The sequence below is a fragment of the Frigoribacterium sp. MCBA15_019 genome, from assembly GCF_001864945.1.
Lineage (GTDB): Bacteria > Actinomycetota > Actinomycetes > Actinomycetales > Microbacteriaceae > Frigoribacterium.
On sequence record NZ_MJGS01000001.1, the window covers coordinates 423950 to 444732 of the forward strand.

19 protein-coding genes and 1 tRNA gene are annotated in these 20783 nt (G+C 68.1%); 7 read left to right on the forward strand and 13 right to left on the reverse strand.

Annotated features, from left to right (window positions below):
- Positions 1–114: 114 nt before the first annotated feature.
- The 3 genes from BIV04_RS02045 to BIV04_RS17360 form a co-directional block, all read right to left on the reverse strand.
- Positions 115–741, reverse strand: coding sequence for a DUF1349 domain-containing protein (locus BIV04_RS02045; protein ID WP_071253714.1), 627 nt, complete (start codon positions 739–741; stop codon positions 115–117).
- A gap of 81 nt (positions 742–822) precedes the next feature.
- Positions 823–2079 (reverse strand): MFS transporter, encoded by a 1257-nt coding sequence (locus BIV04_RS02050; protein WP_255364112.1) that lies wholly within the window; start codon positions 2077–2079, stop codon positions 823–825.
- A gap of 241 nt (positions 2080–2320) precedes the next feature.
- Positions 2321–2629 (reverse strand): glycoside hydrolase family 125 protein, encoded by a 309-nt coding sequence (locus BIV04_RS17360; RefSeq protein ID WP_255364113.1) that lies wholly within the window; start codon positions 2627–2629, stop codon positions 2321–2323.
- Between BIV04_RS17360 and BIV04_RS17490 the strand changes: the two genes are divergently transcribed.
- On the forward strand, positions 2519–2827 hold the full coding sequence (locus BIV04_RS17490) for an ROK family protein (protein WP_143048560.1): 309 nt from the start codon (positions 2519–2521) through the stop codon (positions 2825–2827). The two genes, BIV04_RS17360 and BIV04_RS17490, sit on opposite strands and share 111 nt — an antisense overlap.
- Positions 2828–2975: 148 nt before the next feature.
- On the opposite strand, the gene BIV04_RS02055 is transcribed toward BIV04_RS17490, so the two are convergent.
- The 5 genes from BIV04_RS02055 to BIV04_RS02075 all read right to left on the reverse strand — a co-directional run bounded on the left by BIV04_RS02055 (position 2976) and on the right by BIV04_RS02075 (position 7202).
- Complete coding sequence (locus tag BIV04_RS02055) at positions 2976–3473, reverse strand: hypothetical protein (RefSeq protein ID WP_071253718.1); 498 nt, start codon at positions 3471–3473, stop codon at positions 2976–2978.
- Positions 3474–3946: 473 nt separating this feature from the next.
- Positions 3947–4972 carry a hypothetical protein gene (locus BIV04_RS02060; protein WP_071253720.1) on the reverse strand — a complete coding sequence of 342 codons (1026 nt, stop codon included), beginning with the start codon at positions 4970–4972 and terminating at the stop codon, positions 3947–3949.
- A 529-nt stretch (positions 4973–5501) separates the two neighbouring features.
- A complete protein-coding gene (locus BIV04_RS02065; RefSeq protein WP_071253722.1) occupies positions 5502–6080 on the reverse strand; it encodes a recombinase family protein in 579 nt (192 codons plus the stop codon).
- Between the two features lie 489 nt (positions 6081–6569).
- Positions 6570–6645, reverse strand: a tRNA-Val gene (locus BIV04_RS02070).
- An 83-nt stretch (positions 6646–6728) separates the two neighbouring features.
- On the reverse strand, positions 6729–7202 hold the full coding sequence (locus BIV04_RS02075) for a peroxiredoxin (RefSeq protein WP_043592615.1): 474 nt from the start codon (positions 7200–7202) through the stop codon (positions 6729–6731).
- Positions 7203–7466: 264 nt separating this feature from the next.
- Here BIV04_RS02075 and aceE point away from each other — a divergent pair, with 264 nt between their 5' ends.
- The 6 genes from aceE (at position 7467) to BIV04_RS02105 (ending at position 15204) form a co-directional block, all read left to right on the forward strand.
- Positions 7467–10211 carry a pyruvate dehydrogenase (acetyl-transferring), homodimeric type gene (gene aceE, locus BIV04_RS02080; RefSeq protein ID WP_055972479.1) on the forward strand — a complete coding sequence of 915 codons (2745 nt, stop codon included), beginning with the start codon at positions 7467–7469 and terminating at the stop codon, positions 10209–10211.
- Between the two features lie 7 nt (positions 10212–10218).
- Complete coding sequence (locus BIV04_RS02085) at positions 10219–11445, forward strand: CdaR family transcriptional regulator (protein WP_255364114.1); 1227 nt, start codon at positions 10219–10221, stop codon at positions 11443–11445.
- Between the two features lie 106 nt (positions 11446–11551).
- Entirely contained in the window at positions 11552–12472 is a 921-nt protein-coding gene (locus tag BIV04_RS02090) for an ACP S-malonyltransferase (protein ID WP_071253724.1), read from the forward strand.
- Positions 12469–13479 carry a beta-ketoacyl-ACP synthase III gene (locus BIV04_RS02095; RefSeq protein ID WP_071253726.1) on the forward strand — a complete coding sequence of 337 codons (1011 nt, stop codon included), beginning with the start codon at positions 12469–12471 and terminating at the stop codon, positions 13477–13479. The genes BIV04_RS02090 and BIV04_RS02095 overlap by 4 nt, the downstream gene beginning before the upstream one ends.
- 81 nt (positions 13480–13560) lie before the next feature.
- Positions 13561–13809: an acyl carrier protein gene (locus BIV04_RS02100; protein ID WP_043592609.1), complete on the forward strand. Its 249-nt coding sequence runs from the start codon at positions 13561–13563 to the stop codon at positions 13807–13809.
- Positions 13810–13965: 156 nt separating this feature from the next.
- The gene (locus tag BIV04_RS02105; protein ID WP_055972470.1) at positions 13966–15204 is read left to right on the forward strand and encodes a beta-ketoacyl synthase; all 1239 of its coding nucleotides are present in this window, start codon (positions 13966–13968) and stop codon (positions 15202–15204) included.
- Between the two features lie 105 nt (positions 15205–15309).
- Here BIV04_RS02105 and BIV04_RS02110 read toward each other — a convergent pair whose 3' ends face one another.
- The 5 genes from BIV04_RS02110 to BIV04_RS02130 form a co-directional block, all read right to left on the reverse strand.
- On the reverse strand, positions 15310–15813 hold the full coding sequence (locus tag BIV04_RS02110; protein ID WP_071253728.1) for a DUF3145 domain-containing protein: 504 nt from the start codon (positions 15811–15813) through the stop codon (positions 15310–15312).
- 197 nt (positions 15814–16010) lie between these two features.
- Positions 16011–17672 (reverse strand): bifunctional 3'-5' exonuclease/DNA polymerase, encoded by a 1662-nt coding sequence (locus tag BIV04_RS02115; protein ID WP_071253730.1) that lies wholly within the window; start codon positions 17670–17672, stop codon positions 16011–16013.
- Positions 17673–17714: 42 nt separating this feature from the next.
- Positions 17715–18593: a DUF1684 domain-containing protein gene (locus BIV04_RS02120; RefSeq protein ID WP_071253732.1), complete on the reverse strand. Its 879-nt coding sequence runs from the start codon at positions 18591–18593 to the stop codon at positions 17715–17717.
- A 105-nt stretch (positions 18594–18698) separates the two neighbouring features.
- Positions 18699–19340, reverse strand: a complete 642-nt coding sequence (locus tag BIV04_RS02125) for an FMN reductase (protein WP_071253733.1) — start codon at positions 19338–19340, stop codon at positions 18699–18701.
- Positions 19341–19359: 19 nt separating this feature from the next.
- Positions 19360–20496, reverse strand: coding sequence for an LLM class flavin-dependent oxidoreductase (locus tag BIV04_RS02130; RefSeq protein ID WP_071253735.1), 1137 nt, complete (start codon positions 20494–20496; stop codon positions 19360–19362).
- Between the last annotated feature and the right edge of the window lie 287 nt (positions 20497–20783).

The following is a 20783-nucleotide window of genomic DNA, read 5'->3' on the forward strand; positions in this document are numbered from 1 at the left end:
GGCTAGAGCCTTATTTTCAGATCGGCACCCTCTTCGAGGAATTTCCCGGAAACGAGCGCTATAGGTGCAGCTTCGATGACATGAACGGTGATCAGCAGCGAGCAGAGCGGTGGCTCACGACTCGTCGCGAAAGTCGATGATGGTCTTCTCGACGAGGCGTGGGCCCTCGAACACAACGTCGCAGCCGTCGCTCTGGGGCGACTGGGCCTCGAACCCGAGCTCCAACGGCTTGTCGTGGTTTGGGAGTGCGAACGCGCGGATCAGCATCCATCGTTCGCCGTCGAGGGACGCGTGGAAGGCGAAGACCTTTCCCTTCCGAGAGACACGCAGGTGCACGTGATCACCGTCGACGGTGAAGGCATTGGCGTCGTCCGACACGAGGTTGTTGACGACGCTGACGATCATGCCCTCCCCGCGTGGCGAGAACTCGAAGCACAGCTTCGCCCACGTCTCGAGGTCATAACGCAGGAAGAGCACGCCGGCATCGAACGTGCCGGCGAAGCGCACGCGGACGCGCGCGCTGAGCTGGAAGTCGCCGGCGGGAGCGTCGGTGAGGAGCGTTGCGGCGTTGTGCAGCGTCGACGAGGTGACCTGGCCGCCGTCGTCGCCGCCCGGATCGGTGAAGATGTCGGTGCCCGGGATGCTGGACACGCTGATGCTGCCTGAGGCAGCATCCACCGACCAGCGGTCGTCGGGGAACGGTCGGAACGGAGTCTCGATGCTGGGGATGGAGATCGTCATGCGGTCACGCTAGCGAAATACGTGCACTCGCTCGGGTTTTGGCAGTGTGTTCCCACCCCGAAGGCCGAAGCTGGCGACTCCTCATCGAGTGCTCGAGTCATGCAGTTGTACCCGACGCCGGACGATCTGCGGTGCGATGAACGCTGCGGCCACGACGAGTGCGAGCGGCACGATGAGGGCGTCGCGGAGACCGTAGTGCTCGCCGAGGAAACCGAGCACCGGGGGGCCGACGAGGAAGGCGACGTATCCGAGTGTTGCGACGAAGGAGACCCGTGCGGCGCTGTTCGGGCCAGAGGCGCCGGCTGCGCTGAGGGCGACCGGGAATCCGAGCGAGGCGCCGAGTCCCCAGAGGACGACGGCAGCGCCAGCGGCGACCTGGTTGTCGACGAAGATCACCACGGCAAGCCCGGCGGCGCCAGCGACTGCGCTTGCGCAGAGGACGGCGGCGCGGCCGTAGCGTGCGATGAACCAGCCGCCGCCGAATCGTCCGATGGTCATGGACGCGGCGAACACCGCGTAGATCGCGGACCCGAGGGCGGCGTCGAAGCCGTGCCCGTCGACCATGACCAGGGGCAGCCAGTCGTTCGCAGTTCCTTCGGCCAGGGCCATCGCGAGCACCACCGCGCCGATGATCAGGAGGCGCCCGTCGCGCACCAACGCACGCAGCCCACCGGCGGGTGCCATGCCTGACGCTCCGGCCTTCCGGTCTGTCTTGCCGACGCCGGGGGCGATCTGGCGGATGGCGACGACGAGGATGAGCAGGTCTATGGCGCTGACGATGAGGAGGTGGTTCAGGACGGGGTACTCGGTGGCCGTGAAGACGATCCCGGCGACGGCACCGACGAACGTGCCGAGGCTGAACGAGCCGTGCAGGGCAGGAAGAACGGGTTTGTCCAAAGCCTGTTCAACGTCGGCGCCCTCGACGTTCAGGGCAACCTCGAGTCCCCCCATCCCGAGACCGAACAGGAGCAAGCCCGCAGTCACGATGCCGCTCTGCGTCACTGATGCGCCGACGCCGATGGTGGGCATGCTCAGCACGATGAGAGTCGTTCCGACCACCATGGCCGGGCGCGTGCTGAAGCGGGCGACGAGAGGACCGGCGCTCAAAATGCCGATCATGGAACCTGCAGAGAGCCCTAACAGGACCAGCCCAATCTCCGCCGTCGACGCTTCGAGGAGATCCCTGATAGCGGGCGTTCTCGTCACCCACGACGAGATGCTGATCCCTGGCACGAAGAAGAGGGCAAAGAGGGCCCATTGGCGTCGCAATGCGTCTCGCTTCACGTCTACTTGTGCACCGTAACTCATTGGGGTTCCGTTCTTGGCGGTGCTGTTCATGGCTGTCCCGTTCTTGTTGGCGAGTGGTCCGGGACCCGCCTCACGACCTCGATAACGAAGTCTGTAACCGACCGCGTGTCCGACGCCGTGCCGCACGACCTCGGCCAGCTGCTCGGAGAGGCCGCTAACCAGTTGGACGGCGATCGCAACTATCCGAGGGTTGCCTTCCGCACCGGCGGACGAGGCCTCTACCAGGGTGCCACCGAAGTCGATGAGCCTCCGACTACGCCGACTCGGCTAGCTACCTCGTGCTGAAGGAGATGTCTGCGTAGCGAAGAGCAAGCTCACAGAACATGGCATCGGCCCACGAGAACCAGGGTCGCGTGAAGTCCTCGGGGTGGTCCGGGTCAAATGATTCGTGCATCCGCCCGGTTCCTCCGGTAGTCGAAGAGAGCGTCGCGAGAATGTCGTCTCTTAGGGTCAGTTCCCAGTTCTCGAGATCGAGGTTGCAGCTCGTGAGGGAGACCCTCTTGCTCGAGCTATTTTCGCGGACCTTGTTGAGGGTGCCGCTGCGACCGTTCGGTTGCTCTTGCTGAGCTTTGACGTTCAAGAGATCACCATTGGCGGCGGACTCAGCAGCCTCGGAGACGTCATTCTCGACCCCGTGCGAGCCAAGTTGGCCGAGTGGGCTTTCACCTCACCCCTTGTCGACGCCCTCATCACAGATGTGCCGGTTGGAATTGCTCCTTCCGGACCAATCGCTGCTTTGGGCGCCTCCATGCTGCACTCGCTTTCAAGCGCTGCTTAGAGCGGTCGGTCGTCGATCAGCCGCGAAAGCTCGTCAATCCCACGCGGCCAGTGCGCTCTGGGCGCCTTCCTAGGTCAGTCCGAATTTGATCCCGGTGAGCGATCCCCTACTAGGACATATCGCCGCCATCGTTTACGCCGCCACACTGCTAACGCATTTTTGAGATGAGGCGCGTCAGCGCTGCATCGCTGTCGCCCCGCTCGAACCGGCTTCCAAGCGGCACATCAGCACCACGTCGGATCGGGTCGGTGTTCCAGGCTGCCGTCATAGCTGTGCCGGCCTCTCTTCGGGCCGCGGCTATGAGTGCGATGTACTCACCGGCGATATTCGGGGGTGCGTTCACACGGAGCAGAGCGCTGTAGTAGGCGATCCGGGACTGGATGTCGCTGATGTGGGTCGTGAGCTCGCGCAGAGCCGGTTTGGTTTCCTCACGGCGGAGAACAAGGAACGGCGCCTCGAGGTAGTCCTCAACTGCACGGATGGCTTCGCTGTAGATCGCAGCACGGCGTTCACGACGGACGGCGCGCTGCTGCACAACGTAGCCAGCAACGACGACGCCGGCGCCGAGAACAGCCGCAATAATCGTCGCAGCTCCGTCGCCGGCCAGCCAGGTCAGAGCGCTGGCCCAAAAGCTGTCAACGCACATAGCTCACCTCTTGTTTTCAGGGGACCGTCGTGGATCGTTATGTGGGTCGGACCGGCCGTGGACGACTTCTGCTCCGATCCATTCTGCGGTTCTCCGCCACCAAGCTTCTCGGATGAGGTGCACCGCGATTCGTGTGATCAGGTCGGCGCTGCCATCCTGTGGGACCCATCGATTTGTTCGCGGGTCGCTGGGATACCACATGCACAAGCTGCCGTCGGGGTATCGATGAGGAGAATCTACGGGGCCATCAACAAGAACGCGGGGAACGTCAGGCGAGCCGACTGCAAAGTCGATTCGAACTTGCCGTGGTGGGATGCCATCCGGATGCAAAGTCAACTCGATGTGAAAGCCGCCCGGGTAGGCAGCGCTTCGGGATGCCGCTGTCGCGGCGACCGCCCCGAGGTCACGGATAAAACGAATTCGAGGCGCCGGGCGGGCAAACCATGGAAGTGGTTGCCATCCTCGGCGCTTCTTCACGCTTCGCCGCCGTAGGCGCGAGCGATGCTGGCCCCTGTCGTGGTGGCAGCGACTCCGAGGCCGAGCGCGGCGGCTGTTGTCGGTTTGCGGACCTTTGCTGCTGCCGCGGCCAGACCCGACGTCGAGGCTTCCGGGCTGTCGAGGTACTTCCAGAAAACGGCGCTGACTGCGTCGGCGATGTCGTCATCGCTCTCGGCGGCCAAGGCTTCTGCCAGCCGGTCCGCTGCTGTGCGGAGGCGCCTGGCCATGACGTGGGCCTCGATCTCTAGGTGCAGATCAGCCGACACTCCGGCCGGGTCGGGAGTGGGTTCACCGTCTTCCAGGCGAGAGGCGGCGCTGTCGAAAAGTGTCCAAAGCCCTTTCGCCATGCCCAGGCCAGGTTCGACAAACTCGTACGCCCAGACAGAGATCTCGAAGGAGGAAGCGCCGGGAGTACCCCATTGCTTGTTCCACGCCTTCGCCAGTCGGGTGATCTTCCGTCGAGTGGATCGGAAGGCAGTGGCGCCGCTGTTGAACAGCTCGCAGTGCTTCTCCGGGTGGGAGGCGTCCCACGCGTCTTCGTCGAGGTTCGGAATCCAAATTCCGGCGCCGTCCTTACGCGTCAGGGCAAGCACAAGGTCGACGGTGGGGTCAGATCCGTCGGGCAAGGGCTGGCCGAAACGGATCATCGGCCCCCGCTTCGACGTTCCGATGGTCGCGTTCGGGTATCGCTCGCAGATCAACGGCCCAAGGTGAACGCGAAGCTCCTCAACGACGTCGGCCGGTGCTTCCTCCCCGGTTCCTTCCGGGCCAAGGCCCGGGTAGTAATTCCGGTTTAGAACCACACCGCCGTCCCCATCGCTGACAGGGGCGTTCATGGAGTGAACGGCCAGGGAGCCGCTGCGATAAGTGCGGAGGGCGCCGTAGAAGCTCGCTCCGCAGGAACGGGCGAAAGCGAGGCGAGCGCGGGTTTCCGCGAGGGCGTCGTCATCCGCTTCGATTTGATCTCGAACATCGTCGAGAAGGTCACTTACAGAGGTCATGTGCTGCAACCGATCTACCCAGTTTTGGGCATCGGGTCAGCGAAGACAGGCAATTGTCGCCTTAGACGAGTCGATGTCGGCCGTGGCGGCCACCTGATCCTTCACTCACCGTTTGGTCAGCAGATCTGTCAAGTTGCGATGGCGCGTGCAACTCGCGTCCGAGCTTCGGAGCCCGTAAGGTCAGGATGTCCGTCCAAAGACACCTAGCCCCGATCCACGTTCAGCGCCTACCGCGTTGCCGCGGATCGGGGCTGTTTAGTTATGTCCTCCATTCTACCGACATCCGCCGTCATTAGCGATATGCGCCGATGAGGATCCATTTGGACTCATCTGCTTAAGGACCCCGGGGTAGGCCGCTGGGGACCCCGTAGCGGCCCGCTGATAGCCAAATGCTCGGTGCCGCCGCCGTCCGTGGTAGTTACACCGCTGTCATTTGCCAGCAACAGCCGCAGGCATGAACACCACACCAGGCACGTCGCCGGCTAAAAACCATTTGGGCGTCGATTACGCAGCAGGCAGCAGCATCGAGTCAGTCGCTTTTCTCCTGCCCGCCTCGCTGAATAGCGCGGTAAACCGTCGAACGGGCGACGCCGAAGAGCTCGGCGATCTCGCTGGTCGTGTGGGCGCCGGTGCGGTGGAGCTGAACTAGGTGCTTCTCTTGTGACGCGGTGAGCTTGGGCTTTCGGCCGCGGAGCTTGCCGGCAGCCTTCGCGATCGCCATGCCCTCACGAGTGCGTGCACGGATGAGGTCGGCCTCGAACTCGGCCACCATGCCGAGGACGTTGAACAGCAGCCGGCCGACAGGGTCAGTGGGGTCGTAGACCGCTCCCCCGAGATTCAGCGAGACACCCTTTTTGGTGAGCTCGTCCGCGATGTCCGTCGCGTCTCGTAGCGACCGGGCGAGGCGGTCGAGCTTCGTCACCACGAGGATGTCGCCGGCACGGCACGCGGCCAGCGCCTCCCGCAGACCCGGTCGCGCTCGAGTCGTCCCAGACAATCCATGGTCAACATGAACGTGTTCATCGCTAACACCGAGTGCTTTGAGACCATCGCGTTGTGCAGCAAGATCCTGGCCGGAGGTCGAGACGCGGGCGTATCCGATGAGCATCCGACGACTGTAGCGTTTAGACCCCCATCACCGGGCATTTTTGCGGGACAGGCATACGCGAATCCGCAGGCCAGACGGCACTTGACCTCCGTCGGTCGAATTCGGTCCGAGCATGTGTCCCGATGAACGACCGACTTGCGGGCGGCCACAATACGAAGCCCGACGGGAGATCACCTCGTCGATCCAAGGCCGCCCCGGCCACCAGAGATTTACGTAGCCGCCAACACCGGCATTCGGGCAGGAACCGCGAGTGATTCAGGTCTCCGTCACCCACTGACGCTCAGCGATCCGCGCGGGCTCAGGGGCTTGAGCGCTAACCGAACCAAAAGCCCCACGGCCTCACCCCGATCCTCCGGGCGCAGTCGCCCGCGTCCCATGGTTGAGGGACTGCGGTGGGGCTCCACCAACACCACACCAACACGGAACGCGGGCCTAGGTTGCGGCAGAGTACCTGGGCCGTGCCAAAAGGATCTTGACCAGGACTTTCGATGGTGGGCCCTACCGGGCTCGAACCGATGACATCCACGGTGTAAACGTGGCGCTCTACCAACTGAGCTAAAGGCCCTCGCGCCGGGTGACCCGGGCGAGCGAGTACAGGTTAGCGGGTGAGCGAGCCGACCCGCGCCTCCTGGTCCGTCGCCCGAGGCCTCAGGCCGTGACGGGGACGAGCAGGTCGAGCGCGGCGCGGTAGTCGGCGAGCGAACGCTCCTGGCCGGGCTCGGTGCCGAAGTGCTCGCGGATGACGCCGTCGACGTCGATCAGGAAGGTCGTGCGGGTCGCGAAACCCTTGTTCTCGAGGAAGACGCCGTACTCTTTCGAGACCTCACCGTGCGGCCAGAAGTCCGCCAGCAGGGTGAAGTCGTAGCCCTTCTCCTCGGCGAACGCACGAAGCGTCGCCTTCGAGTCGACGGAGACGACCAGCAGTTCGACGCGGTGGTCCTGGAACATCGCGAGGTTGTCGCGCAACGTGCAGAGCTCTTTGGTGCAGGTGCTGCTGAACGCCAGGGGGAAGAAGACCAGGGCCACGGGCTTGACGCCCCGGAAGTCGCTCAACCGCACTCGCTCGCCGAACTGGTTCGGCAGGTCGAAGTCGGGAGCCTGGATGGCGTTCTCCAGAGCCATGGGTGCGTTCCTTTCGCGTCGACCCGGGCGGTCGGCGACTGACACGATCGCCGATCCTACGCCTCACGCGTCGGATTTCAAGCGGGGGCACGGCCGGGCGTTCCCAGCGGGCGCCGAGCCTGTGTCGGTCGGGGCAACTAGAGTGGTCGCGTCAGGCGGAGTACGTCTCGGAACCCGGGCACGACGGGCCTGACATCTGTTTGTCCACTCCACGCGGTGGCCCTCCAAGAGACGGCTGCTCCACACAGATGATTGAGGTCAAGGGTGACGGTTAACGATCAGGACCCGTACACGGTCGACAAGGCCGATCGCGATCCCGAAGAGACCGCCGAGTGGCGCGAGTCGCTCGACGCTCTCGTGAAGGCGCAGGGTCACGAACGTGCCCGCGAGATCATGAAGAGCCTGCTCACCCGGTCGAGCGAGCTGCACCTGGGCGTGCCGATGGTCCCCAAGACGGACTACGTCAACACGATCGCCCCCGAAGACGAGCCCGAGTTCCCCGGTGACGAAGAGCTCGAGCGCCGCTACCGCAAGTGGGTCCGCTGGAACGCGGCGATCACCGTGCACCGCGCTCAGCGCCCCGGCATCTCCGTCGGCGGACACATCTCGACCTACGCCTCGTCGGCCGCTCTGTACGAGGTCGGCAACAACCACTTCTTCCGCGGTCAGGACCACTCTGGCGGCGGCGACCAGGTGTTCTTCCAGGGCCACGCCTCCCCCGGCATGTACGCCCGCGCCTACCTCGAGGGCCGTCTCGGCACCGACCAGCTCGACGGCTTCCGCCAAGAGAAGTCGCACGCCTCCGGCGGACTCAGCTCGTACCCGCACCCGCGCCTCATGCCCGAGTTCTGGCAGTTCCCGACCGTGTCGATGGGCCTCGGGCCGATCAACGCGATCTACCAGGCACAGGTCGCCAAGTACCTGACGAACCGCGGCATCAAGGACGCCAGCGACCAGCAGGTCTGGGCGTTCCTCGGCGACGGCGAGATGGACGAGGTCGAGAGCCGCGGTCAGCTCCAGGTGGCGGCCAACGAGGGCCTCGACAACCTCAACTTCATCATCAACTGCAACCTGCAGCGCCTCGACGGCCCGGTGCGCGGCAACGGCAAGATCATCCAAGAGCTCGAGTCGTTCTTCCGCGGCGCGGGCTGGAACGTCATCAAGGTCGTCTGGGGTCGCGAGTGGGACTCCCTGCTCGCGAACGACTCGAGCGGCGCGCTGCTCAACCTCATGAACACCACGCCCGACGGCGACTTCCAGACCTACAAGGCCGAGAGCGGTGGTTACGTCCGCGACAACTTCTTCGGCCGCGACCCGCGCGCCCTCGAGCTCGTCGCGGACTACTCCGACGACGACATCTGGAACCTCAAGCGCGGCGGCCACGACTACCGCAAGGTCTACGCCGCGTTCAAGGCCGCGACCGAGCACAAGGGCCAGCCGACGGTCATCCTCGCCAAGACGGTCAAGGGCTACGGCCTCGGCAAATCGTTCGAGGGCCGCAATGCGACCCACCAGATGAAGAAGCTCACGCTCGACAACCTCAAGCAGTTCCGCGACGAGCTCCGCATCCCGATCAGCGACGCCCAGCTCGACGAGAACCCGTACCTGCCGCCGTACTACCACCCCGGTCAGGACGACGACGCGATCCAGTACATGCAAGAGCGTCGTCGCGCGCTCGGTGGCTACGTGCCCGAGCGCCGCAGCAAGTACACGCAGATCGCCGTCCCCGAGGCGAAGACGTACGACGTCGTCAAGAAGGGCTCGGGCAAGCAGGAGGTCGCCACCACGATGGCGTTCGCCCGCCTGCTGAAAGACCTGCTGCGCTCGCCCGACTTTGGGCACCGCATCGTGCCGATCATCCCCGACGAAGCCCGCACCTTCGGCATGGACGCCTACTTCCCGACGTCCAAGATCTACAACCCGAACGGCCAGCACTACACGTCGGTCGACCGCGAACTGCTGCTCGCCTACAAAGAGAGCCCGCAGGGCCAGATCATCCACGTCGGCATCAACGAGGCCGGCGCGTTCGCGGCCTTCACCGCCGTCGGCACCTCGTACTCCACGCAGGGCGAACCGCTCATCCCGGTCTACGTCTTCTACTCGATGTTCGGGTTCCAGCGCACCGGCGACGCCATGTGGGCCGCCGGCGACCAGATGGCCCGCGGGTTCATCATCGGCGCCACGGCCGGTCGCACGACGCTGACCGGCGAAGGCCTCCAGCACGCCGACGGCCACTCGCCGCTGCTCGCCTCGACGAACCCCGCGGTCGTCTCGTTCGATCCGGCCTTCGGCTACGAGCTCGGCCACATCGTCAAGTCGGGCATGGACCGCATGTACGGCACCGACGAGCACGGCAACGCCTCGCACTCCGACCCGAACGTCATGTACTACATCACCGTCTACAACGAGCCGATGGCCCAGCCCGTCGAGCCCGAGGGGCTCGACGTCGACGGTGTGGTGCGCGGCATCTACAAACTGAAGGACGCCGAGAACCTGGGCCCCCGTGCCCAGCTGCTCGCATCCGGCGTCGGTGTGCCGTGGGCGCTCGAGGCCCAGCAGCTGCTCGCCGACGACTGGAACGTCGCGGCCGACGTCTGGAGCGTCACCAGCTGGACCGAACTGCGTCGCGACGGCCTGGCCGCGGAAGAGCACAACTTCCTGCACCCGAACGACGAGCCGAAGACGCCCTACGTCACCGAGAAGCTCAAGGATTCCGAGGGTCCGTTCATCGCCACCAGCGACTTCATGGCGGCCGTGCCCGACCAGATCCGCGAGTACGTGCCCGGCGACTACCTGACGCTCGGTGCCGACGGCTTCGGCTTCAGCGACACCCGTGCCGCGGCTCGCCGGTTCTTCAAGATCGACGGCCCGTCGGTCGTCGTCCGCACCCTGCAGGCCCTGGCCCGTCGGGGCGAGGTCGACCCGGGCGTGGTCCAGCAGGCAATCGATCGGTACCAACTGCACGACGTCACCGCCGGCACCAGCGGCACCGCCGGCGGGGAGGCCTGACGACCCCGTGAGCACCGAGCGGGTGCCCATCTCGCCCCTGCAGCCGTCCGCGGCCACGAAAGAGCGCACTCTCGCGTGGCTGCGGACGGTCTCGGGCGAGTTGTCCACCGCGACCATCAAGCGCCTCGAAGAGACGCTGCCCTGGTACGGGGACATGCCTCCTGGGCGCCGCTCGGCGGTCGGGCTCGTCGCCCAGGCCGGCATCACCTCGTTCATCAGCTGGTTCGCCGACCCCCGGTCCACCCCGTGGATCGCGGCGGACGTGTTCGGCTCCGCCCCGCGTGAACTGCTGCGCTCCGTCAGCCTGACCCAGACGCTGCAGCTCATCCGCATCACCGTCGAGGTCGTCGAAGAACGCGTCAAGGACGGCGACGATTCGCTGCGCGAGGCGATCCTGCTCTACTCGCGCGAGATCGCTTTCGCCTCCGCCGACGTGTACGCCCGGGCCGCCGAGGCCCGCGGCCTCTGGGACGCCCGGCTCGAAGCCCTCGTCGTCGACTCGATCCTCAGTGGCGAGTACGACGACGAGTTGCCCAGCCGGATCGCCGCCCTCGGCTGGCACGGTCACGGCGAGGTCGCCGTTCTCGTCGGAACGGCTCCGCGGATGCTCGACGTCGACATGCTGCGGCGCACGGCCCGCCACCGAGAGGCCGACGTGCTCATCGGCGTGCAGGGCAGTCGACTGGTGCTCGTCATCGGGCGTGCCGACCCGCTCGACGAGAGCAGCGCCTCCTCGACGCACCCCAGCTTCACCGAGATCGCCCGAGCCCTCGAACCCGGTTTCGGCGACGGGCACCTCGTGCTCGGACACGAGGTGCCGAGCCTCGTCGACGCCTCGAAGAGCGCCAAGGCCGCCCTCGCCGGCTTCGCCGTCGCCCGGGCCTGGCGCAACGCGCCCCGCCCCGTCCTCGCCGACGACCTGTTGCCCGAGCGCGCCCTCGCCGGAGACCCGGTGGCACGGTCGACGCTGGTCAACCGCATCTACAAGCCGCTCAAGACGCACTCCACCGAGCTGCTGACCACCCTGTGGTGCTACCTCGACAACGGACGCTCGCTGGAGGCCACGGCACGCGAACTCTTCGTGCACCCGAACACCGTGCGCTACCGCCTCAAGCGCGTCACCGACGTGATCGGGTGGGACGCCACCGGAGCCCGCGAGGCACTCATCCTGCAGTCCGCGCTCGTGCTCGGATCGATCGCCGACCCCGACGGGTCCGGCGTCCGACGCAAATGACCGTCGGGCCGCCCGAGGGTCCGGCTGTGCGCTTCGACAACGTTCATGCGCATCTTTGGTCGAGTTGCTACACCGCAGACCCGCGACTCATTGGCATGATGGACCAGTGATCGTTGTCGTAGCGCCCGGTCAGGGCTCCCAAACTCCTGGTTTCCTCGACCCCTGGCTGGCCGACCCCGACCAGCGCGACCTGCTGACGTCGCTCTCCGACGCGGCCGGCGTCGATCTTGTCGCCCACGGCACCACGTCCGACGCCGACACGATCCGTGACACGGCCGTCGCACAGCCCCTCATCGTCGCGGCGGGCATCCTGACCGCCCGTGCTCTCTTCCGCCACGTGGACCGCTCTAAGGTGGCCGGTGTCGCGGGCCACTCGGTCGGCGAGTTCACCGCCGCGGCCGTCGGCGGCGTGCTGACCGACGTCGACGCCGTCACGCTCGTCGCGGAGCGTGGCCGGGCGATGGCCGACGCCGCCGCCCTCGTCGAGACCGGCATGAGCGCCGTGCTCGGCGGCGACGAAGCCGACCTGCTCGCCCGCCTGGACGCTCTGGGCCTCTTCCCCGCCAACTACAACGGTGGCGGCCAGATCGTCGTCGCCGGCGAGACCGCAGCCCTCGCCGAGCTGGCGGCCGACCCGCCGGCCAAGAGCCGCGTCGTGCCCCTGCAGGTCGCCGGTGCCTTCCACACGCGTTACATGCAACCGGCCGTCGAGCGCCTCAGGTCGGCTGCGTCCACCGTCACGGCCGCCGACCCCTCGCTGACGCTCTGGACCAACCACGACGGCAGCACCGTCGACTCGGGGGCCCGCTTCGTCGAGCTGCTCGTCGGTCAGGTCTCGTCGCCCGTCCGGTGGGACGCGACCATGCGGTCGTTCGCCGATGCCGGTGTGACGGGCATCGTCGAACTCGCCCCGGCCGGAGCCCTCACCGGCCTCGCCAAGCGCGCGCTGAGGGGTGTCCCCTCGGTCGCCGTCAAGACACCCGACGACCTGCAGGCCGCCGTCGACCTCATCGAGGGAGCAGCATGACCACCCCCCAGCTCAACCAGACCACCGGTGCGCAGTTCACCCGCATCTACGCGCTCGGCGCCGCCCGCGGCGAGAACGTCGTGCCGAACGCCGACATCATCGAACCGATCAACTCGAGCGACGAGTGGATCCAGCAGCGCACCGGCGTGGTCACCCGTCGCCGTGCGGGCAAGGACGTCAAGGTCGTCGACCTCGCCGAGGCCGCCGCCACCGAGGCCATCGCCAAGTCGGGCATCCGTCCCGACCAGATCGGCGCAGTCCTCGTGTCGACCATCGGCGCGGGCGTCGTCACGCCGTCGGTCGCGTCGCTGCTCGCCGAGCGCGTCGGCGCGAACCCCGCCGCCGCCTACGACATCTCAGCCGCCTGTGCCGGATTCACCTACGGCATCGCGCAGGCCGACTCGTTCGTCAAGTCGGGCCTCGCCGAGTACGTCCTCGTCGTCGGCGCCGAGAAACTCAGCGACGTCATCGACCCGACCGACCGCACGATCTCGTTCCTCCTCGCCGACGGGGCGGGCGCCGCGATCGTCGGCCCGTCCGACAGCGCGGGCATCGGCCCGACTGTGTGGGGCTCGGACGGCTCCAAGTGGGACGCCATCGGCATGACCAACACCATGACCGAGTACCGCGAGGGCGCGGGCGAGATCCCCTGGCCCACCCTGCGCCAAGAGGGTCAGACGGTCTTCCGCTGGGCCGTCTGGGAGATGGCGAAGGTCGCGAAAGAGGCGCTCGACCGCGCGGGCGTCACCGCCGACCAGCTCTCGGCCTTCGTGCCGCACCAGGCCAACATGCGCATCATCGACGAATTCGCCAAGCAGCTCGGCCTGCCCGAGTCCGTCGTGATCGGTCGTGACATCGCGACCACCGGCAACACCTCGGCCGCGAGCATCCCGCTCGCGACCCACCGACTGCTCGACGAGCACCCCGAACTCAGCGGCGGTCTCGCGCTGCAGATCGGTTTCGGTGCCGGACTCGTGTTCGGCGCCCAGGTGGTCGTGCTGCCCTAGCGCGCCGCTGCCCGCCCGACCGCGGGGCGCTGTATAGGCTTTACCCCGGTCACAACGACACCCCCTCAAGGAGACAACACCATGGCACTGTCCACCGAAGAAGTCCTCGCCGGCCTCGCCGAGCTCGTCAACGACGAGACCGGGATCGCCACCGACACCGTCGAGATGGACAAGTCGTTCACCGACGACCTCGACATCGACTCGATCTCCATGATGACCATCGTCGTCAACGCCGAAGAGAAGTTCGACGTCAAGATCCCCGACGAAGAGGTCAAGAACCTCAAGACCGTCGGCGACGCCGTCACGTACATCCACAAGGCGCAGAACTAAGACGTCGGCTGCCCGGTCGCCCCTCGGGCGACCGGGCCCCGCCGCTGTGCCCTCGACGCCGTCGACCCCACGCCACCAGCCTCGGCTGCAGCCCGGGTCACGGCGTCGTTCCACATCGGCACAGCCCACCGACCGGCCCTCCCAGAAGGAACGTCAATGACCAAGAAGATCGTCGTCACCGGACTCGGCGCCACGAGCCCGCTCGGTGGCACCGCCACCGAGAGCTGGCAGAACCTGCTCGCCGGCCAGTCGGGCATCACCACGCTCGAGCAGGACTGGGTCGCCAAGTACGAGCTGCCCGTCACCTTCGCCGGCCAGGCACGCACCCCATCCGCCGACGTGCTCGACCGTCGAGAGATCAAGCGCCTCGACCCGTCGAGCCAGTTCGCGCTCACCGCCGCCCGCGAGGCCTGGGCCGACGCCGGCTCGCCCGAGGTCGTCCCCGAGCGCTTCATCGTCGACTGGGCCACCGGCATCGGGGGCGTCTGGACGCTGCTCGACGGGTGGGACACCCTGCGCGAGAAGGGCCCGCGACGCGTCCTGCCCATGACCGTCCCCATGCTCATGCCGAACGGCCCCGCCGCCGCGATCTCGATGAGCCTGGGCGCACGCGCCGGAGCCCGCACGGTCGTCTCGGCCTGCGCCTCCAGCACCGAGTCGATCGCCATGGCCTATGAGCACCTGCAGTCCGGCCTCGCCGACATCGCCGTCGCCGGCGGTTCCGAGGCGGCCATCCACCCGATGCCCCTGGCCTCGTTCGCCGCCATGCAGGCCCTCTCGAAGCGCAACGACGACCCCGCCACGGCTTCGCGTCCCTACGACGTCACGCGCGACGGCTTCGTCCTCGCCGAGGGCGGCGCCGCGCTCGTGCTCGAGACGGAAGAGCACGCCCTGGCCCGCGGGGCCCGCATCTACGCCGAACTCATCGGCGGAGCGGTCACGAGCGACTCGTACCACATCACCGCTCCCGACCCCGAGGGCACCGGTGCGGCCCGGGCCGTCATCGCCACCCTCGAGAACGCCGGGGTGGACCGCGACCAGGTCGTCCACGTCAACGCCCACGCGACGAGCACCCCGGTCGGCGACATCGCCGAGTACCACGCCATCAAGCGCGTGTTCGGTGACCACACCTCGAAGCTGATCGTCTCGGCGACCAAGGCGGCCACGGGTCACCTGCTCGGCGGTGCGGGCGGCATCGAGGCGCTGTTCACGGTCAAGGCGCTGCACGAGCGCGTCGCACCGCAGACGATCAACGTCACGCAGATGGACGACGAGATCGACATGGACGTCGTCGTCGGCGAGCCCCGCCCTCTGCCCGAGGGCGAGATCGTCGCGATCAGCAACTCGTTCGGCTTCGGCGGCCACAACGCCGTCGTCGGGTTCCGTTCGGTCTGACCGAGGCGAGCAGCGCAGGAGGCGCGGGTGGCGTGATCACGCCACCCGCGCCTCCTGCGTCGTCACCTGGTGCGCCCGGGCCGCACGTCACCGGGCCGCAGCGGGTCAGCCGACCTTGTGCAGCCAGACGACGGGGTTGCCCTCGCCGCTGTAGCGGAACGGTTCGAGTTCGTCGTCCCAGGCCTGGCCGAGGGCGAGACGCAGCTCGCGGTGCAGCTCGAGGGCGTTCGACCCCGCGATGTCCATGGCGTAGCGGATGCGGTCTTCCGGGATGACCGTGTTGCCGGCGGTGTCGGTCTGCGCGAAGAAGACGCCGAGGTCGGGCGAGTGCATCCACCGACCACCGTCGTGGGTCTCACCCGGGTCTTCGGTCACCTCGTAGCGCAGGTGCTCCCAACCGCGCAGCGCGGAGGCGATGCGGGCGCCGGAGCCCTCGTCGCCCTGCCACGAGAACTCGGTGCGCTGGGCACCGGGCAGCACGGGCTGGTCGACCCAGGCGAAGTTCACGCCGTGCCCGAGGGCACGACCGACGGCCCACTCGACGTGTGGGCACAGTGCACGAGGGGACGAGTGCACGTAGAGCACTCCCCGAGCGGTTGCAGCAGCCACGATTCCTCCATCTGGTTCAGGTGCGACTTCCCCATCGACCTGTCAGACGTGATTCGTGTGCGTTCTTCGATTGTGCGAGCCGAGGCCCGGTGGTACACGGACCGGAGCCCGTTCTGTGAATTATGACCGACCCGCCTGAGAAATCACAACTGTGTAACACCTGCGAATGAAGACGCCGTCTCGGACGTGCCGCGCGGTCACTTCGCCTGGGAGTAGTCGTCCACGACGGCGACCGTCACCGGGAAGGTGACCGGGGCGTCGCCGAACAGCAGTCGGCCGGCCTCGACCGCGCTCTCGGCGACCAGCGTGGCGACCTCGTCGGCCGCGGCGGCGGGGGCGTGCACGACCACCTCGTCGTGCAGGAAGAACACGAAGTGGGGTGCCTGGACGCCGGTCCCCCACCGCACGTGGAGACGTCGGCGCAGCGCGCCCATCCAACAGAGAGCCCACTCGGCGGCGGTGCCCTGGACGACGAAGTTGCGGGTGAACCGCCCCCACGAGCGCGCGTCGCGATCGGCCGGCCGGACGCCCATCTCGGGCGGCAGGGCGCCCGCCTCGGCACCACCGGCGGCATCCGGATCGTCGGAAGGCCGGGGTGAGCTGCGTCCGAGCAGCGTGTCGACGACTCCCCCGGCCTCGCCCGTGCGGGCCGCCGTCTCGACGAATGCCATGGCGTCGGGGAACCGTCGGGCCAGGCGCGGCACGAGCCGGCCGCTCTCGCCCTGGGTCGCGCCGTACATCGCGCCGAGCATGGCGACCTTGGCCTCGGCGCGGGTCGCGACGGCTCCGCTGGCGACGATTCCCTCGTAGAGGTCGCCGGACCCCGCCCGCGCCATCGAGCGGTCGCCCGACAACCCGGTCAGGATGCGCGGCTCGAGTTGCGAGGCGTCGGCGACCACGAGCTTCCAGCCCGGGTCGGCCACGACGGCGCCTCGGACCGCCCTGGGGAGCTGCAGCGCGCCTCCTCCGCTCGTGGCCCAGCGACCGGTCACGACGCCGCCCGGCACGTAGTCGGGGCGGAAGCGCCCGCCGTGCACCCAGGCGTCGAGCCAGGCCCAGCCGTTGGCCACGAGCAGCCGCTGCATCTTCTTGTAGCGCAGCAGCGGCTCGATCGCGGGGTGCTCGTGCCGTTGGAGCTCCCACTGGCGCGTCGACTGCACCAGGACACCGGCACGGTTCAGGGCGCGGATCAACTCGGCCGGTGAGTCGGGGTTGAGGTCGGGGGCGTCGAGGGCCTGTCGCACCTCGTCGAGGGCAGCACGCATGCGAGCCGGGCGCTCACCCGGGGAGGGCCTCGGCCCGAGCGCGGCGGTCAGGAGCTCGTCGTGCACCCGGGGTGACCACGGGATGCCTCGGTGTCGCATCTCGACCGCGATCAACGCGCCGGTGGACTCGGCGGCGACGAGCAGTTCGAGTCGACCGCGGGTCGGCGACGCCTCGATCGCCTCTCGCTGGGCCAGGAACTCGCCCGCCGGGTCGGGCAGCGACTCGGGCACGACCTCGAAGAGGCCGTCGGACTCGCCGGGCACCGCCTGGGCGACGTCCCACGGGCCGGGGGCCGCGCCTCCGACCGGGAAGCCGGGCGCTGCCGTCGACCGCCGCAGGATCGCGTGCACGAGGCGGAGGTCGACGCAGCGGGCCACCGTGATCCCGGCGTCGAGGAGGCGCGGGTACCACCTCGGGGTGTCGTCCCAGACCCAGCGCGGCGAGGCCTCGCCTTCGAGCCCGGCGACGCGCGTCGGCAGGTCGGACGCGGCGATCGTCTCGACGCCCACCACCTCGAGACGGCCCGACGCACCACGCTCGTACCGCGTCAGCTCGACGTCGCCGTCGGGCAGGCGACGCAGCAGGAAGAACACCGCCTGATCATCCCACCCCGCGCCGACACCGTCGGCCCGTTCCTAGTGCAGCGGGTGCCCGGCGGAGTCGAGGACGTTCTTCTCGCCCGCCTCGACGGCCGTCGCGAACCGGTTCTGGGCCGGCGGGATCGGGCAGTTGAAGGCGTACGAGAAGGCGCAGGGCGGCAGGACGGCCCTGTTGAAGTCGAGCGTGATGGTGCCGTCGCCGTTCGGGGTCGGGAACAGGAACCGCCCGACCGAATAGGTGCTGTCACCGTTGGTGGCGTCGCCGAAGACGAGCTGCAACCGGTCGCCGTCACCCGACGGGAAGGCGGCGAGCTCGTGGTCGACCCCGTCGCGCGTGAACCGGATGAGACCGGGCAGCGGCTTGGGGCGACTGAGGTCGAGGTCCTTCTGGTGGCGGATGTCGATCTGGGCATCCGCCGCGGTCGGCACGAAGTCGGCGGTGACGACCCAGTCCGGGTCGAACGGGAAGGCGTCGATCGAGCCGAACCCCGTGACCGCGTCCGACGCGGAGTCCCAGACGCGCAGGGCGTAGCCGGTGTGGTCGTCGTTCGCGATCACCGTGCCGGTCGTGGTCTCCGAGAACCGGAGGCTGCTCGGGGCCGGGGAGTCGTCACCCGCCACGATCACGGTGCCGTCCACCAGGTCGCCGTCGACGTGGATGCCGTCCGCGGCGGTGGCCGTCAGGGCCAGTCCCGACACGCCCTGCGGCGTCGGCGCCCAGCGGCCCGGCACGCCCCAGACGGTCTGCTCCAGGTCGACCCACTGCGTACCGGTCAGGGCGAGCGGGCCCTGCGGCGACAGGACGCGGGTGCGGCGCAGGGTGTGGAAGCGATCGAGCTCGGCCTGCGCGGCCGCGTCCTCGGGCGTGCGGGTGGCGCCGGCGGTGCTGTCGGTGCTGTCGGTGCTGTCGGTCATCGGTCCTCCTGGGGTCTGACGATGGGCAACGCCGAGGAGGCGCGGTTCATGCCCCGGCGGACGGGACGTGGTCGAGACCGGCACCGCGCCTCCTCGTCCGACGTCTCAGGGCTGTGGGTCGTCGCCGCCCACGGCGAGGCGTCGCAGCTGTTCGTCGAAGGGGACGACCGCGGCGAACGGGTCGTCGAGAGCGCCCTCGTGCCGGGCGACGAGCTCGGCGAACTCGCCCGCGGCACGCGTCACGCGCTCGGGCAGCGTGGTCGAGGTGCCGTCGCCCTCTCCCCAGTCCTCGGACGCCGCGAACACCGAGGTGGGCACGACGACGGCCTGGAGGTAGGCGAACAGGGGTCGCACCGCGTACTCGAGGGCGAGCGAGTGACGGGCCGTGCCACCGGTCGCCCCGATCAGCACGGGCGTACCCGTGAGGGCCTTGTGGTCCATCACGTCGACGAACGACTTGAACAGGCCGCTGTACGAGGACGAGAAGACGGGCGTGACCGCAATGACGCCGTCGGCGCTCGTCACCTTCTCGAGCGCCTCGGCGAGGGCAGGAGGCGCGAAGCCGGTGAGCATCGCGTCCGTCACCTCGTGCGCGAGGTCACGCAGCTCGACGACCTCGACCTCGACGAACGAGCCGCGGCCGACGAGGTCACGCGTGGTGGCCTCGACCAGGCGGTCGGCCAACAGACGGGTGGACGAGGGCTGGCTCAGCCCCGCGGACAGGGCGACGATCTTCTTGGTGCTCATGGCGCGCCTCCTGCGTGTCTCAGCGGGCGGACGACGCGGTGAGCGCGTCGTGCGCGGTGGGTGCGGTCGTGGACTGCGACGCCCGGGTCGCGGCCTCGACGAGCGAGGCGTGCGTGGGGGCGTCGGGCACGTGGACCGGACGGTTCACGGCGAACTCGCGACGCAGGACGGGCACGACCTCGCTGCCGAGGATGTCGAGCTGTTCGAGGACGGTCTTCAGGGGCAGGCCGGCGTGGTCCATCAGGAAGAGCTGGCGCTGGTAGTCGCCGACGTAGTCGCGGAAGCCGAGCGTGCGGTCGATGACCTCCTGCGGGCTGCCGACGGTGAGCGGGGTCTGGCTCGTGAAGTCCTCCATCGACGGGCCGTGGCCGTAGACCGGGGCGTTGTCGAAGTAGGGGCGGAAGGTGCGCTTGGCGTCCTGCGAGTTCTTTGCCAGGAAGACCTGACCGCCGAGACCGACGATCGCCTGGTCGGCACGCCCGTGCCCGTGGTGCTCGAAGCGGCTGCGGTAGAGCTCGACCATCTGCTTCGTGTGCGAGGCGGGCCAGAAGATGTGGTTGGCGAAGAAACCGTCACCGTAGTACGCGGCCTGCTCAGCGATCTCGGGGCTGCGGATCGAGCCGTGCCAGACGAAGGGCGCGACGCCGTCGAGCGGACGCGGGGTCGCCGTGAACCCCTGGAGCGGGGTGCGGAAGTGACCCTTCCAGTCGACGACGTCCTCGCGCCAGAGACGGTGCAGCAGGGCGTAGTTCTCGATCGCCAGGTTGATGCCCTGACGGATGTCCTTGCCGAACCAGGGGTAGACCGGGCCCGTGTTGCCGCGACCGAGCGTGAGGTCGACACGACCGCCGGCCAGGTGCTGCAGCAGCGCGAAGTCCTCGGCGATCTTGACCGGGTCGTTCGTGGTGATGAGGGTCGTGGCCGTGCTGAGCACGATGCGCTCGGTCTGCGCGGCGATGTAGGCGAGGAGGGTCGTCGGGCTCGAGTTCACGAAGGGCGGGTTGTGGTGCTCGCCCGCGGCGTAGACGTCGAGGCCGACCTCCTCCGCCTTCTTCGCGATGGTGACCATCGCCTTCAGACGCTCGCCCTCGGTCGGGGTGACGCCGGTGGTGGGGTCGGTCGTGATGTCGCCGACGCTGAAGATTCCGAACTGCATTGCTCCACCTTAGAACATCTGCATGCGTTTGCATGCACTTCGGTGAACCGGAGGGTGGGGCGTGGCATTCCCGGGTGCGCCACCGCCGTCGGAACGTGCCGCTGCCGACGCCGGCCCCGGCCCCGGCCTCAACCCCGGCCCCGGCCCGGACCTGCGTGTGCGGCGCTCGCCGTGTCGGCAACTCCGGACTGGTGCTGCACCGCCGAAGCCCAGTCCCGGAAACACGGGACCCACGGCGACCGGTGCTGCAGGAGGCAGAAGTTACCGGCCCGTGTCGGCAACTCCGG

What these genes read in the sequence shown, in the direction of transcription:
- BIV04_RS02045 (WP_071253714.1), bottom strand. Translation starts at nt 741, where the DNA reads ATGACGATCTCCATCCCCAGCATCGAGACTCCGTTCCGACCGTTCCCC.
- BIV04_RS02050 (WP_255364112.1), bottom strand. Translation starts at nt 2,079, where the DNA reads ATGAACAGCACCGCCAAGAACGGAACCCCAATGAGTTACGGTGCACAA.
- BIV04_RS02055 (WP_071253718.1), bottom strand. Translation starts at nt 3,473, where the DNA reads ATGTGCGTTGACAGCTTTTGGGCCAGCGCTCTGACCTGGCTGGCCGGC.
- BIV04_RS02060 (WP_071253720.1), bottom strand. Translation starts at nt 4,972, where the DNA reads ATGACCTCTGTAAGTGACCTTCTCGACGATGTTCGAGATCAAATCGAA.
- BIV04_RS02065 (WP_071253722.1), bottom strand. Translation starts at nt 6,080, where the DNA reads ATGCTCATCGGATACGCCCGCGTCTCGACCTCCGGCCAGGATCTTGCT.
- BIV04_RS02075 (WP_043592615.1), bottom strand. Translation starts at nt 7,202, where the DNA reads ATGGCTCTGGAGAACGCCATCCAGGCTCCCGACTTCGACCTGCCGAAC.
- BIV04_RS02095 (WP_071253726.1), top strand. Translation starts at nt 12,469, where the DNA reads ATGACCACCCCCCAGCTCAACCAGACCACCGGTGCGCAGTTCACCCGC.
- BIV04_RS02100 (WP_043592609.1), top strand. Translation starts at nt 13,561, where the DNA reads ATGGCACTGTCCACCGAAGAAGTCCTCGCCGGCCTCGCCGAGCTCGTC.
- BIV04_RS02105 (WP_055972470.1), top strand. Translation starts at nt 13,966, where the DNA reads ATGACCAAGAAGATCGTCGTCACCGGACTCGGCGCCACGAGCCCGCTC.
- BIV04_RS02120 (WP_071253732.1), bottom strand. Translation starts at nt 18,593, where the DNA reads ATGACCGACAGCACCGACAGCACCGACAGCACCGCCGGCGCCACCCGC.
- BIV04_RS02125 (WP_071253733.1), bottom strand. Translation starts at nt 19,340, where the DNA reads ATGAGCACCAAGAAGATCGTCGCCCTGTCCGCGGGGCTGAGCCAGCCC.
- BIV04_RS02130 (WP_071253735.1), bottom strand. Translation starts at nt 20,496, where the DNA reads ATGCAGTTCGGAATCTTCAGCGTCGGCGACATCACGACCGACCCCACC.